General features: G+C 66.8%; 12 protein-coding genes. 6 read left to right on the top strand and 6 right to left on the bottom strand.

What is annotated here, in order from left to right; all coding sequences use genetic code 11:
- Positions 1–154: 154 nt before the first annotated feature.
- Together AC13GA_RS13390 and AC13GA_RS13385 are read right to left on the bottom strand one after the other, a co-directional pair.
- The gene (locus tag AC13GA_RS13390) at positions 155–1,048 is read right to left on the bottom strand and encodes an NAD-dependent epimerase/dehydratase family protein (protein ID WP_046984801.1); all 894 of its coding nucleotides are present in this window, start codon (positions 1,046–1,048) and stop codon (positions 155–157) included.
- A gap of 98 nt (positions 1,049–1,146) precedes the next feature.
- Positions 1,147–2,058, bottom strand: coding sequence for a S41 family peptidase (locus AC13GA_RS13385; protein WP_482998343.1), 912 nt, complete (start codon positions 2,056–2,058; stop codon positions 1,147–1,149).
- Positions 2,059–2,107: 49 nt separating this feature from the next.
- On the opposite strand from AC13GA_RS13385, the gene AC13GA_RS13380 reads away from it, so the two are divergent.
- The gene (locus AC13GA_RS13380) at positions 2,108–2,572 is read left to right on the top strand and encodes a MarR family winged helix-turn-helix transcriptional regulator (protein ID WP_046984799.1); all 465 of its coding nucleotides are present in this window, start codon (positions 2,108–2,110) and stop codon (positions 2,570–2,572) included.
- A gap of 5 nt (positions 2,573–2,577) precedes the next feature.
- Here AC13GA_RS13380 and AC13GA_RS13375 read toward each other — a convergent pair whose 3' ends face one another.
- Positions 2,578–4,062: a DUF4434 domain-containing protein gene (locus AC13GA_RS13375; RefSeq protein ID WP_308518098.1), complete on the bottom strand. Its 1,485-nt coding sequence runs from the start codon at positions 4,060–4,062 to the stop codon at positions 2,578–2,580.
- A 208-nt stretch (positions 4,063–4,270) separates the two neighbouring features.
- Here AC13GA_RS13375 and AC13GA_RS13370 point away from each other — a divergent pair, with 208 nt between their 5' ends.
- From AC13GA_RS13370 to AC13GA_RS13360, 3 genes are all read left to right on the top strand, one after another.
- Positions 4,271–5,527 (top strand): M24 family metallopeptidase, encoded by a 1,257-nt coding sequence (locus tag AC13GA_RS13370; RefSeq protein ID WP_136638505.1) that lies wholly within the window; start codon positions 4,271–4,273, stop codon positions 5,525–5,527.
- Positions 5,520–6,194, top strand: a complete 675-nt coding sequence (locus tag AC13GA_RS13365; RefSeq protein WP_482998342.1) for a CerR family C-terminal domain-containing protein — start codon at positions 5,520–5,522, stop codon at positions 6,192–6,194. The genes AC13GA_RS13370 and AC13GA_RS13365 overlap by 8 nt, the downstream gene beginning before the upstream one ends.
- Before the next feature lie 136 nt (positions 6,195–6,330).
- Complete coding sequence (locus AC13GA_RS13360; protein ID WP_482998341.1) at positions 6,331–6,636, top strand: KGG domain-containing protein; 306 nt, start codon at positions 6,331–6,333, stop codon at positions 6,634–6,636.
- An 11-nt stretch (positions 6,637–6,647) separates the two neighbouring features.
- Here AC13GA_RS13360 and AC13GA_RS13355 read toward each other — a convergent pair whose 3' ends face one another.
- Positions 6,648–8,120 carry an MFS transporter gene (locus AC13GA_RS13355; RefSeq protein ID WP_482998340.1) on the bottom strand — a complete coding sequence of 491 codons (1,473 nt, stop codon included), beginning with the start codon at positions 8,118–8,120 and terminating at the stop codon, positions 6,648–6,650.
- A gap of 125 nt (positions 8,121–8,245) precedes the next feature.
- On the opposite strand from AC13GA_RS13355, the gene AC13GA_RS13350 reads away from it, so the two are divergent.
- On the top strand, positions 8,246–8,875 hold the full coding sequence (locus AC13GA_RS13350; protein ID WP_046984793.1) for a TetR family transcriptional regulator: 630 nt from the start codon (positions 8,246–8,248) through the stop codon (positions 8,873–8,875).
- 16 nt (positions 8,876–8,891) lie between these two features.
- On the opposite strand, the gene AC13GA_RS13345 is transcribed toward AC13GA_RS13350, so the two are convergent.
- Positions 8,892–9,242 carry a VOC family protein gene (locus AC13GA_RS13345; protein WP_046984792.1) on the bottom strand — a complete coding sequence of 117 codons (351 nt, stop codon included), beginning with the start codon at positions 9,240–9,242 and terminating at the stop codon, positions 8,892–8,894.
- Positions 9,243–9,348: 106 nt separating this feature from the next.
- Entirely contained in the window at positions 9,349–9,549 is a 201-nt protein-coding gene (locus AC13GA_RS13340) for a hypothetical protein (protein WP_482998339.1), read from the bottom strand.
- A gap of 188 nt (positions 9,550–9,737) precedes the next feature.
- Here AC13GA_RS13340 and AC13GA_RS13335 point away from each other — a divergent pair, with 188 nt between their 5' ends.
- Positions 9,738–13,103, top strand: a complete 3,366-nt coding sequence (locus tag AC13GA_RS13335; RefSeq protein WP_482998338.1) for an autotransporter domain-containing protein — start codon at positions 9,738–9,740, stop codon at positions 13,101–13,103.
- The last annotated feature ends 42 nt before the right edge of the window (positions 13,104–13,145 follow it).

The following is a 13,145-nucleotide window of genomic DNA, read 5'->3' as shown; positions in this document are numbered from 1 at the left end:
GCGCGATCCATCGCGCAGGCCACCGGTCGCCGGGCCGGGCCCAGCACAGGAAGCGCACCGGGTTAGCGGCCGCCCGCCAACGAGGTTGAGGCGGCCGTCCTGCACATTGCTGAACGTACTCAGGGTCGGGTCAGGAACCCGCCCTGCTGCCGCCCTATTCGGCCACGCGGTCCTTGATCCATTCCGCCCGCGGCAGCACTTCGATGCTGCCAGCCGCGTACTGCTGCAAGACATCGTCCGGGCCGAAGCGCGGCTGCCACCCCAACGCCCGCCGCATACGGGCACTGTCGTAGACGCGATCGATGCTCAGCGGCAACGGCCAACGGCGGCGTTCGAACTCGGCCAGCAGCTGTGGCGCACGCCGGGCCAGCACGTTGCGCGGCTGGGTGGCCAGCTCCAGGCAGTCCTCGCGCCGGAACGGGGTCGGTGCACAGGCGAGATAGCGGGCGAAGGCAGCGCCTTCATCCAGCAGCAGCGCGGCGTGCGCGCTGGCCACGTCGCGCGCGTCGATGCCACGGTGCAGGCGGAACATCGCCATGCGCTCGGGCGGTTCCGGAAAGCAACGGCCCATGCGCAGCACGCGCACACTGAAATCCGGCGCGGTTGCAGCTTCGGCCAGGGCCTCTGCCTGCAGCTTGGTGCGATGGTAGATGGTGCGCGGCAGGGGCTCGGTGTCCTCGTCGATCCAGCGGCAGCCGCCGGCCACCACCGCGTGACCGTACAGGGCGGTGGTGCTGGTCAGCACGAAGCGCCGTGCACCGGCCTCGCGCGCGGCCTGCAGCAGGTGTGCGGTGGCGTCCACGTTGATCTGCTGGAACACCGCATCCGGCACCAGCCCGACGTGCGGGGCATGCAGCGCCGCGGTATGGATGACCGCGTCGACACCCTGCACCGCCCGCGTGACCGCTTGACGATCGGTGACATCGGCAATGATGCGCGTAGTGGCGAACGGACTGCGATCCAGCCCCACCACTTCATGGGCCGCCGCCAACGCGCCGAAGATCGCGCGCCCGATCCGCCCGGAACTGCCGGTCAACAGAATCTTCATTGAGTCCATTCACTCGAAGCGCCCGGGAACTACCGGGATGCATCGATTCTAGGCACGCTGCATGTCGTCTGCGATAGGGCATGGTTGCAATTGTGCGTTCATCTTGACGACGCCGGCATGGCCAACAACTGACGGGCGACGAACAATGGATCGTCACCACCGGCGACGTCGGGCCTGACACCGGTGCGCTCCCAGTTGCCACCGGTGCGGAGATTGATCGGTTGCCGGTCCGGAATGCTGATCTGATAGCCATCCGGCAGCAGCACAGGATCATCGAACATATGTGCGGCACCGCCACTGCGGCTGCCAACGATGCGCGCGCGACCCAGCGCCTGCAACGAAAAGGCGACATATTCGGCAGCCGAGCCGGTGCGGCGGTCGATCAGTACCACCAGCGGCTTCAGGTACGCCGGCAGGCTCGCCGGTGGCAACGGCACCGGGGTACGTCGGCCACGCTGCTCCAGTGCCTGCACCTGGGTGATGTTCGCATCCAGCAAGGTACGCACCAGCAGGTCGGCGCTGCCGTCATCACCGCCGCCGTTCTGGCGCAGATCCAGCACCAGCCCATCGGTGTCGGCCAGCAGGGTGAAGGCAGCAGACAGCTTCGGCCTGGCCAGGTCGAGCGGATAGAAAGTGCTCAGCCGCAGGTAACCAATATTGCCCTCCAGCACCTTTACCTCGCGCACGCCGGCACCGTTGCTGCGGGCGTCGGCGCGCCAGGCCATCAGCCAATCGTCCTGTCCGGCGCTGGCATCCACCCGCTCGACGTGGAAATGGCCATCGAATACGTCCAGGTCCTGGTTCAGGCGCAAGCTGAAGGCCTTCGGATCCGCACACGTATCGGCGTAGCGCTGTTCGTTCGACCAACCACGCAGGGCATCGGCGATGCGGGCACCTTCCGCCGCGTCCAGGTACTGCGCCTGTATGGCCGTGGCCGCCGCCTGCAGCACCGCCTCCTGTGCAGGGCAGGAGGCTGCCAGCAGCGCGCCAAGCATCCACGAAACCGCCATGCCCCACCCCGCATTGATGATATGTAAGTGCTTATATATCATCACGACCATGGATCTCCAACATGCCACCCTGGGCACCCTGCTACGTGCTCTTCTTGATCAGCTCGACCCGGCCGTCGAGCAGGCCTATCGCGATCTGCAACTGGACTACCGGCCGCGTTACACGCCGGTGCTGCGCACGCTGATGGCGCAGGGGCCCTGCCGTATCAAGGACCTGGCGCTGGCCTGCGGGCTCAGCCATTCGGCGCTCAGCCAGACGGTTTCAGCGATGGTGCGCGACGGCTGGCTGCACACCGCCGTCGGCGAAGACAGTCGCGAGCGCATCCTGCAACTGAGCCCGCATGCACTGCAGTCGCTGCCGGCGCTGCAGGCGCAGTGGCAGGCGACGGCGCGCGCGGCACGCAGCCTGGACGTCGATCTCGGGCAGTCGTTGGAGCAGGTGCTGCGCGACACGCTGCAAGCGCTTGAACAGCGACCCTTCGCGCAGCGACTGCGCGATGGGCGCGTGCGCTGACGCCCTTACTGCTCCGCCGCCATCTCGATTTCACTGAGGAAGGTCCAGCTGCCATTGGCCACGCGTAGCTCCAGTGTGCGGCACTGCGCGGCCAGCGGTGCCACGTTGCCCAGCACGTATTCCTCTTCGGTTGAAGCGCTCAGCCCGGCCTGGGTGAAGGGCGCTGACAGCGCGCCGATCTTTACGGCAGGCGTGCCCGGCTCGGCACACATCACTTCCACAGAGGTGGGAGTGAGAATGCCCCAGGCGGGGCGTGTCATCGTGTGCAGGCCAATCCAGTCCACCTGCCGGCGCTGGCCGAGATCGATGGTGACGGCGACGTTGCCATGCACGCCCACCCAGCCGGCATCCATCGGGTTGCGCGGATCGCCCACCCGGCGGTCGAACAGCTCGTGGCCTGTGCCGTCGGGATAGTTCGCATCCGGCGCCACGCTGTAGCTGTAGGTGGTCTGCACCGGATCGACGATGTATGAGGCACCCAGGCCATACAACCCGCGGTAGGTGTTCATCATCCGTGGCGCTTCGACGTGGCCCTGGCCAGGGCCGACCACCTCGGACATGTGGTACTGGTTGAGCCAGGCAACGCGTTTGCCAGCCGAACGTGCACTCCACAACTGCTGGTTGATGCGCTGTACCGAGGCAGGCCGGTAGGCGCCGGACAGCCCGTTGCCGGTATCCATGAACAACGGGCTGCCATGGTTGAACAGTTCGATGTCGGCCCACAGGCCGTCAGCACCCAGCGTTGCCGACAGCGCCTGGAAGTACTCCTCGGTGGAATGTCCCGGGCGGTCCCACTGGAACAACCTGGCATGCGAGGCCGCGCCGATGCCATCCTGCCAGATCTGCACGTCCACGCCGGTGGCCGTGCGGAACGCCGCTGCAGCGTTGGCCACACTGGCCGGATCGACGCTGGATGACGCCAGGTAGGGCGCGACCATCACCGGCCGCGAAGGCGTGCTGCCTTTGAGCGCCGTCACGATCGCACGATAGAAGGGCGCACGATCAGCCGACGCCTGTGCCGGCTCGTCGGTGATGTACCAGCCCGCAAAGGCCGGATGCGAACCGTACTGCTGGCCGAGCTGGGCCAACGCCTGCGCTGCATCCTGCGCCACCGCCGTCGCGTTCCGGCCCTGCCAGAAGGCGCCGCATTGTCCCGAACTGTAGGTGGTGCCGACCACGACCTTCATGCCGCGCGCCGCCGCAGCATCAAGCACCGTGCCAAGCTTGCCGGGGAAACCGGCGATCCATTCGAAGTCCTGCACGCCGCTGGCGCATCCCACGCCAGCGCGCGTGGCACGGGTCTGGCCGAGGATGATCGTATCGTTGCCCAGGTCCTGCAGCTCGTCCAGGAACAGCGGCAACTGCGCAGCGGGCAGTTGCTCATCGTTGGCCGAATAGCCAACGTGGACGAAGCTGCCGGTCAATAGGCTGCTGGCGGCGTGGGCCGGCGCGGCACATGCCAGCACCACGATCAATCCAATCCTGTTCATTTTCTACGTCCCTGTCGAGGCCAGGTGAGTGGCGTCGTCGCCCATCCTAGCAACATCGGCCGGCACCACGCCGCGATCACCGGCACGGCTGCGCAATCGCCCACTTCCGCTGCACCCGCGGCAGAGCACACCCGAACCCATTTCAAGCGGTTGATTCATTCATCTGCGTGATCGAGCCTGCGCGCACCTTCCCCTTGGAGTTCTTCTCATGCGCACGCCACCGGCACCACTAAGCCTGGACGAACGCAATCGCCGCTGGGCCCTGGCCCGCGACCTCATGGCCAGTGAGCAGCTCGATGCACTGGTCGTGCATGGCGATCGGGAGGCTGCCGCCCCGGCTGGCTTTTCCCCGGACTGCTATTTCACCAACGATCGCCCGGGCTCGATCGTGGTATTCGTCGGCGACGAGCCGCCACGGGTATTCACCTTCGCCTCGTTGATGATCGCCGACCACCTCCAGGCCGGCCTGCGCGGCGACCTGCAATGGATCGCACCCGAGCAACTCTGGGTAGGGAAATCCGGTCAGGAAGTCGGCCGCTGGCTGCAGCAGTGCGGCCTGTACTCGGCACGCATCGGCGTGTTGGGGCTGGAGCCCTATCCGCCGTTCTACTTCGACGGTGCGATGCCCGCACGCACCCTGCAGGGCATGCAGGCGGCGGTACCGGGCGCGGAATTCGTACCGGTGTTTCGGGCGTTCTTCCAGCGTGCCTCGGTGAAGAGCCAGGAGGAACTGGCGCTGATCGCGCATGCCGCCTGGATCGGTGAATCGATGAGCGAGGCGCTGCGTGCCACTGCTCGCCCTGGTGTTTCCGAAGCCGAACTGGTTGCCGCAGTGACCGCCACCTGTTTCTCGTTGGGGGGCTATACCGCCGAAGTGCTGCTCGGCTCGGGTCCAGAGTATGTAGGCTGGGGGCCACCCGCCTGGCAGTACCGTGCGCAGCCGCCGCGCGTCCTGCGCGATGGTGATCTGGTGTTGTCGGAGATCTTCGCCCTGTACGGGCTGATGGAAACCCAGCACCAGGCTGCGGTTGCGATCGGCGAGGTGCACGACGACATCCATCGCGCCGCCACCGTTGCCCGCAGCAGCTACGAGGCAGGCCTGTCCGCACTGCGCGTGGGCAATACCTTCGGCGATGTCGTCGACGCGATGGAAGCCCCCCTGCTGGAGGCCCGTGGCTGGCATGTGCACCCGCTGGTCCACAGCCTCAACCCCTATGGACCGGTTGGCTTCGGCCGTGCACCGGGCATCGAAGCGCTGCCGGAGGCCACGCGATATGCGCATATCGCGCCGCTGCCGACCGTCGGGCGCGAACTGCCCCTGCAGGCCGGCATGTGCTTCGCCTTCGAACCAAACTGCGCGTTCGGCCGGCACATGGCCAACATCGGCGGTACGGTCATCGTCGGCGAGAACGCCGGCGTAGCCCTCAACGAAAACTCCACCTGGTTGATGCGGGCCGATGCCTGAGTTCATCGCCCACCTGCAGACACCGGCGCGACAGCGGGCAGCCGAGACGCGCAGCGAGCAGACCCGAGCCCGACTGCTGCAGGCCGGGCTTCAGCTGTTCAGCGCGTTCGGCGTGGAGGGCGTGCGCACTCGCCAGCTGGTGGACATAGCGGGCTGCAGCCAATCAGCCATTCCCTACCACTTCGGCGGCAAGCTGGAACTGTATGCCGCCGTGCTCAAGCGCGCCGCACAGGCCATCTCCGAACAGCTGCCGTTGCCCAGCGTGCCACCCTCCAGTCCACGCCAGGCCGCACAGCAGTTGCAGCAGCTGATGCGGGCATTCGTGCACGCGCTGCTGGCTGCATCCGATGCAGGCCCACGGACCCTGTTGCTGGCCCGGGAGCAGATCCAGCCGACGGCTGCATTCGCCAGCGCCCACCGTGAGCTGTTCGGGCCGCTGCATGGCGCGTTGGCCGAGTGCGTGGCCCGTCTGCGAGGCACCGATGCATCCAGCACTGAGACGCTGCTGCGCACCCACGCCCTGCTCGGTCAGGCAATCGTCTTCGCTGTCTCGCACGGCGCCCTGCAGACACGGCTTGGAGCAACAGCAGCGGCAGCCGAAGTTGAGGCGATCGCAGCCATCGTCGGCGGCATGGCCTTGGCGGCAGCACGCGCGGCGCCAGCCTGAATGGGCATCACCGTCAACCGGATGCGCAGGCCAGGTGAAAGCGACCCTGAAGATGGCGACCTGGACTTAGCGTGCCATGGCCAACGATGGTCGCCGTCGTCGAACGCGGCGACACCCACGCAACGGGAGATTTCACATGGCTGACCAGCAACGCGGCACCTCCAATCGGGGTTTCGCCTCGATGGACCAGGGCAAGCAGCGCGAGATCGCTGCCAAGGGTGGACGCGCTGCGCATGCGTCCGGCAACGCACATGAGTTCAGTCCTGCTGAAGCGCGCGTCGCGGGTCGCAAAGGCGGCGAAGCGATCAGCCGTGATCGACAGCACATGGCTGCGATCGGTCGCGAAGGCGGGCATGCGCGCCACGCCAATACGCGGCAGCAGCAGCAGCAGCAGGGCCAGTCCACGACCCTGGCGGACGACCCGAAGCGCCAGCAGGGATGAGTAGCCCGTAGTCAGTCCCGCAACCGCTGCCGCTGCAGGCCGATGGCCGCCAGCAGCGCCATTGCACCCGCCACGGCCATCGCCCAGCCAAAGCCACTGGCCATCGCACTGCGATACCAGGCCAGCATCTGCGGCGTCGGCACCATCGAGTTGTGCCGTAGGATCAGCGCGCGCGCCTGCTCGGCCACCCCTGACTGCCCGGCAGCCTGTGCGGAGCTGGCGAACTGTTGCACCGCTCGCACACTCATCAGGCTGCCCAGCAAGGCGATACCCAGGCTCATGCCAGCCTGGCGCAATGCGTTCATCGTGGCCGAGGCAATACCCGCGCGCTCGGGCGGTACGCTGGCCATGACCGCCATGCCGGTGGCCGGCACCGCCAGGCCCATTCCGACTCCAAGCAGCATCAACAGTGCGTTGGCCTGCCCCTGCGATGTATCCGGTTCGAATGTGGTCATCGCCAACAGCGCCCCCCCGGTCAGGGCATAACCCAACACCAGTGCGGTGGGCAGGCCGATATGGGTGACCAGCCGGCCGAACAGCAGCGACACCGCGCCCATCAGCAGGAACTGCGGGACCAGCTGCGTTCCCGCCAGCGCCGCACCATGGCCCTGCGCCTGCTGGAAGAACAGCGACAGGAAGAAGAGGCTGGCATAGGCGGTGAAGCCCAGCACGAACGAAGCCAGGTTGAGCATGCCGAAGCGGCGGCTGGCGAACAGGTCGAGGGGCAGCAGTGGACGTGCCACCAGGCGTTCGACGACGCCGAACAGGATCAACCCCGCGGCTGCGACGCCCAACGCCAGCAGCGTCAACGGGGCCAGCAGACCACGCTCGCCGATCGCGATCAGGCCGTAGCTGAGCGCGCCCAGGGCAACGATGCTGAGCATCTGCCCGGCCGGGTCCAGTGCAGCGTGCTGCGGATGCTGCCGTTCTGGAATGGCCCAGGCCCCCAGCACGAGCGCCAGCAGGCCCAGCGGCAGGTTGATCAGGAAGATGCTCGGCCAACCGGCACGCTGTACCAGTACCCCGCCCAGCAGCGGCCCAAGCACCAGGGCCAGGGCACTGAACGCCGACCAGCCGCCGATCGCACGTGCACGCTGGCGCGGATCAGGAAACGCATGACTGAGGATCGGCATCGCGCTGGGAATCAACAGCGCACCAGCGACGCCCTGCACCGCGCGCCCGGCCACCAGCATCGACAGGTTGCCGGCGCAGGCGCAGAGCAACGAGCCGAGAGTGAAGGTCGCCACGCTGAGCAGCCACATCCGCCGATGGCCATAGCGGTCCCCGAGCGGACCGGCCGACAGCATCAGCGCTGACAGCGCGATCGCATAGGCATTGATCACCCACTGCAGGCCGGCCATGTCGGTCCGCAGTGCCTGCTGCAGGGTCGGCAGGGCGACGTTGACGATGCTGATGTCCAGCGAGGCGAGGAACGTGCCGAGATAAGCCGCCAGCACCAGGGCCGGTCGTTGGAAGCGATGCATGTACGGATCCCGCGGAGGATGTGCGCGCATCGTAGCCACTGACTGACCGTCGGTCAATGACTGACGGTCAGTCGCCTGCGCAGGGCAGCTAGAATGGTGGCCGCCGCACCCGGACCACGCCCACCATGCAGACCCCAGCTGTCGCCAGGCCCCGCACCAAGCCCGCCGAAACCCGCCAGGAAGAACTGATGGACGCCGCGCAGGCGCTGTTCCTGTCGCAGGGCGTGGAAGCGACCACCATCAGCGACATCGTCGCTGCCGCCGACGTGGCCAAGGGCACCTTCTATACCTACTTCGCCTCGCGCACCGAAATCCTGCAGGCGCTGGCGCAGCGCTATACGCGGCAGTTCATGGAGGAGGTCGATCTGGCCGTGCAGCAGCAGCCCGCCAATGATGGCGTGGCGCGCCTGCGTGCCTGGATCCGCGCCAACATCGAGCTCTACGTGCGTACCCATGCGCTGCACGACGTGGTGTTCGCCAACCACCACCATCACCAGCGCGGCAATGCCGAACGCAATGCGATCCAGAAGCAGCTGCGGGAGATCCTCGAGGCGGGCATCGCCGCCGGCCTGTGGCAGTTGCCGGCACCGCAGGTCACCGCATCGTTGATCTATGCTGGCGTACACGGCGCCACCGACGACCTGATCGCGGCACCGGCCCAGGATGCAGACGCCTTCATCGCGGCGGTGGTGGCCGATTGCCTCCGCATGGTCGGCATCTCGCCCGCCTCGGCGCGTGGTGGCAGGCGCCGCTGAGAGGCAGCCCCTTCGCTCAGGCGTGGGCCAGGATGTTCAACAACCGCCCGAACGGGTCGCGCACGAAGAAGCGGCGCACGCCCCAGGGCTCATCGGCGGGGCCGTACTCCAGCGTAATGCCGGCCGCGCGCATGCGCTCCAGCACCTCCTGCAGGTTGTCCACTTCGATCGACAGGTCCGGCACCGGGGTTCCGGCACCGCCTTCGCTTGCGAAGCTGACCTGCGCCAGCGCACTGCCCTGCCCGCCATGGGTGACGATCCAGCCATGGTCCATCACCACGGGCATACCGAGCAGGTCGCCATAGAAGGCCGCTGCGCGCGATGGATCGGGCGTGGCGATGTTGGCGACAACACGTTTGACGGCCATGACATTCCTTCGCCGGGTGAAGATGCGTCGAGACTGCCCGACCCACGTCAGAAACAGAAGAGCCCCGTCGATGACGGGGCTCGCCATCAGCCGGTACCGGTTGGGCTTACACGGCGCCGCAGCGCTCCATGATGCAACGGTCGTATTCGTACTGGCATTCCATGGCATCACCGCCACCGGACAAACATGCCTGGTAGGCCTTCCAGCAGGGCAGATCGCAGGGCGGAATCGGCCCGGCGGCGGCAACCGAGCCGCTGCAGGCCAACGCGAACACGGCACCTGCGATTACTTTCCTGAAAGTACGCATCGACATCACTCCTTGATAGGCCTGGTAACTCCAGGCCAGGCCACCGTAGCGAGGACGCCGGGAGACGGAGTGAACGAAAGCGTCACAAATAATTAACGCGTTCATAAATTTTCTCTCACATCACTGGGGGAGATGACGCCGTTGCAGGGTTAACGGCCTTGTTGTCCGTCAACCAAGGAAGTTGTCTGATGAATCACCCGCTGTATGGCCGTTCGTCCCACTCCCGTTCCCCGCTGCACAGCCGCCTGGCGCTGGCAGTCGCCAGTTCGCTGCTGCTGGCCAGCGCACTACCCGCCATGGCCAACGAGTCACTCGATGCCTGGCAGCAACAGCGCCAGTTGCAGGCGGCCTGGGCGCAACCGGCCAGCACGGCCAGCACCGCGAACCTGTCGGCGCCGGTGTCGTCCGCCACCACCAGCAGCACGTCGATCCTCGGCAACCCAGGCGATGCGGCCAGCTGGCGCAGCGATGAATTCAACGCCGACTGGGGCCTGGCCGCGATGGGGGCCGACTACGCCTATGCCCGAGGCCTGACCGGCCAGGGCGTGCGCCTTGCTCTGTTCGATTCGGGCTCGGCACTGGCCCACCAGGAATTTGCGGGGCGCAACACCTCCAGCATCACCATCGGTGCAGACTGCGCAACACCGGGCGTGGTGGCAGGTACCGGCGCGTGCGGACAGACCCGTGGCGAGCAGCCGGGCTACAACTACTACGGCCTCGGCCCCGGTGTTCCCGCCGCGCTGGCCGCACGCCTGATCGCGGCAGGCCAGCCCTATGGCTTCAGCTACGCCGACCATGGCACCCACGTGCTGGGCACCATCGGTGCCAACCGTGATGGCAAGGGCATGCACGGCGTGGCCTTCGGTTCGAACCTGACCGCTGCCCGCGTCTTCGGTGATACCTACTACGAGTGGCGCCTGGACCCTGACAATTTCTATCGCCCGCGTGCGCTGTACCGCACCGATCCAGATGACGCCGCCACGCTGGACATGTATGCGCAGATCCAGGCGCAGGGTGTGCGTGCCATCAACCACAGCTGGGGCATCTCTACCCGCAACATGACCGCTGCCGCGCTGGATGCGCAGTATGCAGCGATCGGTGACGGCTACGACGTGTACGGCAGCATCTACGCCGGCAACGGCGACACCCCCGGTTCCACCCTGATCCAGGTGTGGTCGGCAGGCAACGGCAGCGGTGCAGTGGCAGGCATCACGGCCGCGATGCCGCGCTGGAAGCCCGAACTCGAACCCTACTGGCTGGCAGTGGCCAATGTGCGCCAGCCCAATGCCGCCGCAGGTGAAACCGACTACGTGATCGATGGCAGCTCCAGCATCTGCGGCGTTGCCGCCAACTGGTGCATCTCGGCTCCCGGTACCGACATCCTCAGCACCATTGTCTCCGGCGATATCCAGGGCCGCATCGAAAACACCTCCGCCTATGTGCGGTTGATCATCGACAGCGAGAACACGCAGTACACCTACGGCACCAAGACCGGCACATCCATGGCCGCGCCACACATTACCGGTGCTCTCGGCTTGCTGATGGAACGCTTCCCCTATCTGGACAATGCGCAGGTACGCGACGTGCTGCTGACCACCGCACGTGATCTTGGTGCAGCCGGCATTGATCCGATCTACGGCTGGGGCATGGTCGACCTGCGCAAGGCCATCGAAGGCTACGGTTCGCTGCGCGTGGATACCAACGTGGTGATGAACCAGAAGGCCGGCGGCCTGAAGGTGTGGGAAGGCGACGCGTGGGATGACTGGACCAACGACATCGGGGGCCCCGGCAAGCTGACCAAGTCCGGTATCGGCTGGCTGCGCCTGAGCGGCGACAACAGCTTCAACGGCGCGGTGCTGCGTGAAGGCACGCTGGAGTTGAACGGTGCCAACACGCTCATCTCGGCGGTCGAAGTACAGGGTGGCCAGTTCCTGCTCAACGGCAGCCTGGTCTCCACCGCACTGACCACCACCGGCGGCGTCAGCACCGTCAGCGCCAGTGGCGTGCTGAAGGACAGCAACCTGACCGTCAACGGTGGCGTGCTGTCCTTCAACGGCACCCAGACCGGCGGCACCACCACGGTCGGTGCGAACGGCCTGTTGAAGGGCATCGGCACGCTGGGCAACACACATGTGGACGGCACCATCGCCCCGGGCAACTCGATCGGCACGCTGACCATCAATGGCAACTACGTGCAGGGCGCGACCGGCGTCTATGCCGCCGAGCTTGCCCCCGGCGGCCGCAGCGACCAGCTGCACGTCACCGGCAGCGCCACCCTTGGCGGCACCCTGGTCGCACTGCCGGAGCCTGGCACCTACTACCTGGGTGAGCAGTTCAACTTCATCCGCGCCGACGGTGGCGTCAGCGGCCAGTTCGCGAAAACCGACTTCAGCGCGTTCTCGCCGTTCCTGCAGTTCAGCCTCGCCTATGCTGCCAACGGCGCCCGCATCGACGTGGCACGCGGCGCCTCGCTGGCCAGTGCTGCCACCACGCCGAACCAACGCGCGGTGGCGACCAGCGCCGATGGCCTGGCGATCAACCAGGGCCTGCCCAAGCCGCTGACCCAACTGTTCCCGCAACAGGTCGGTGGCGTGCTTGACGGCCTCAGCGGCGAACTGCATCCGGCCACGGCACTGGCCCTGGTCGAGGGCAGCCGCTACGTGCGTGATGCCGCGCTGTCGCGCCGTGCCGGTACCACCGCACCAGGTGCCGACGCGGGCGATGCCACCGGCGCCTGGGTGCAGGCACTCGGCGGCAACAGCAAGCTTGATGGCAACAGCAACACCGCCCGCACCGAAGCCAACAGCAACGGCCTGCTGGTCGGCATCGACCGCGAGTTTTCCGGCTGGCAGGTCGGTGTGCTGGCCGGTACCGGCCGTACCGACGTGAAGCAGCAGGAGCGTCGTGCCAAGTCGAAGATCGACAACACGCACTTCGGCGCCTACGCCAGCCACAACTGGGGTGGATTCGGCCTGCGCGGCGGCGTGGCCTGGAGCAAGCACGAGGTGAAGAGCACGCGCGACGTGGCGTTCGCTGGCTTCAGCGACAGCCTGAGCGCACGCTACGACGCCCGCACCCGCCAGGCCTTCATCGAAGCCGGTTACCGCTTCGGTGGTCCGGAAGCCGGACTGGAGCCGTACCTGCAGGTGGCGCGCGTGGAAGTGGACCTCAAGCGCATCAACGAACGCGGTGGTGCGGCCTCCCTTCAGGGCAAGGTGGATGACACCGCAACCACGATCGCCACCGCCGGTGTGCGCTTCGACAAGGGACTGAAGGCTTCGTTCCAGAAGGACAGCTGGCTGCACCTGCGCGGTGGTGTGGGCTATCGCCGCGCCTCTGGCGACCGCAGCCAGGTGGCCAACCTGGCCCTCGCCAACAGCAGCAGCACCTTCGCGGTCCAGGGCGCACCGATCGCCGACAACGCCGTGGTGGCCGAGCTGGGCCTGTCGGCATGGCTGACCCCGCGGCAGCAGCTGGAGCTGGGTTACAGCGGCCAGTTCGGCAGTGAAAGCCGCGACCATGGCGCCAATGCACGCTGGTCGGTCCGCTTCTAGTTCCAGGCACGTGTTCTCTTGACAGGTTGGGGCGGCCTCGCG

Source organism: Stenotrophomonas sp. 22DLJC03 (genome assembly GCF_056861405.1).
Note: the sequence above shows the minus strand (reverse complement) of the source record. Positions and strands in the feature narration are given on the sequence as shown.

Bases quoted from the DNA above. Each gene is read 5' to 3' on its own strand.
- AC13GA_RS13390 (WP_046984801.1), bottom strand. From the start codon at position 1,048: ATGAAGATTCTGTTGACCGGCAGTTCCGGGCGGATCGGGCGCGCGATC.
- AC13GA_RS13385 (WP_482998343.1), bottom strand. From the start codon at position 2,058: ATGGCGGTTTCGTGGATGCTTGGCGCGCTGCTGGCAGCCTCCTGCCCT.
- AC13GA_RS13380 (WP_046984799.1), top strand. From the start codon at position 2,108: ATGGATCTCCAACATGCCACCCTGGGCACCCTGCTACGTGCTCTTCTT.
- AC13GA_RS13375 (WP_308518098.1), bottom strand. From the start codon at position 4,062: ATGAACAGGATTGGATTGATCGTGGTGCTGGCATGTGCCGCGCCGGCC.
- AC13GA_RS13370 (WP_136638505.1), top strand. From the start codon at position 4,271: ATGCGCACGCCACCGGCACCACTAAGCCTGGACGAACGCAATCGCCGC.
- AC13GA_RS13365 (WP_482998342.1), top strand. From the start codon at position 5,520: ATGCCTGAGTTCATCGCCCACCTGCAGACACCGGCGCGACAGCGGGCA.
- AC13GA_RS13360 (WP_482998341.1), top strand. From the start codon at position 6,331: ATGGCTGACCAGCAACGCGGCACCTCCAATCGGGGTTTCGCCTCGATG.
- AC13GA_RS13355 (WP_482998340.1), bottom strand. From the start codon at position 8,120: ATGCATCGCTTCCAACGACCGGCCCTGGTGCTGGCGGCTTATCTCGGC.
- AC13GA_RS13350 (WP_046984793.1), top strand. From the start codon at position 8,246: ATGCAGACCCCAGCTGTCGCCAGGCCCCGCACCAAGCCCGCCGAAACC.
- AC13GA_RS13345 (WP_046984792.1), bottom strand. From the start codon at position 9,242: ATGGCCGTCAAACGTGTTGTCGCCAACATCGCCACGCCCGATCCATCG.
- AC13GA_RS13340 (WP_482998339.1), bottom strand. From the start codon at position 9,549: ATGCGTACTTTCAGGAAAGTAATCGCAGGTGCCGTGTTCGCGTTGGCC.
- AC13GA_RS13335 (WP_482998338.1), top strand. From the start codon at position 9,738: ATGAATCACCCGCTGTATGGCCGTTCGTCCCACTCCCGTTCCCCGCTG.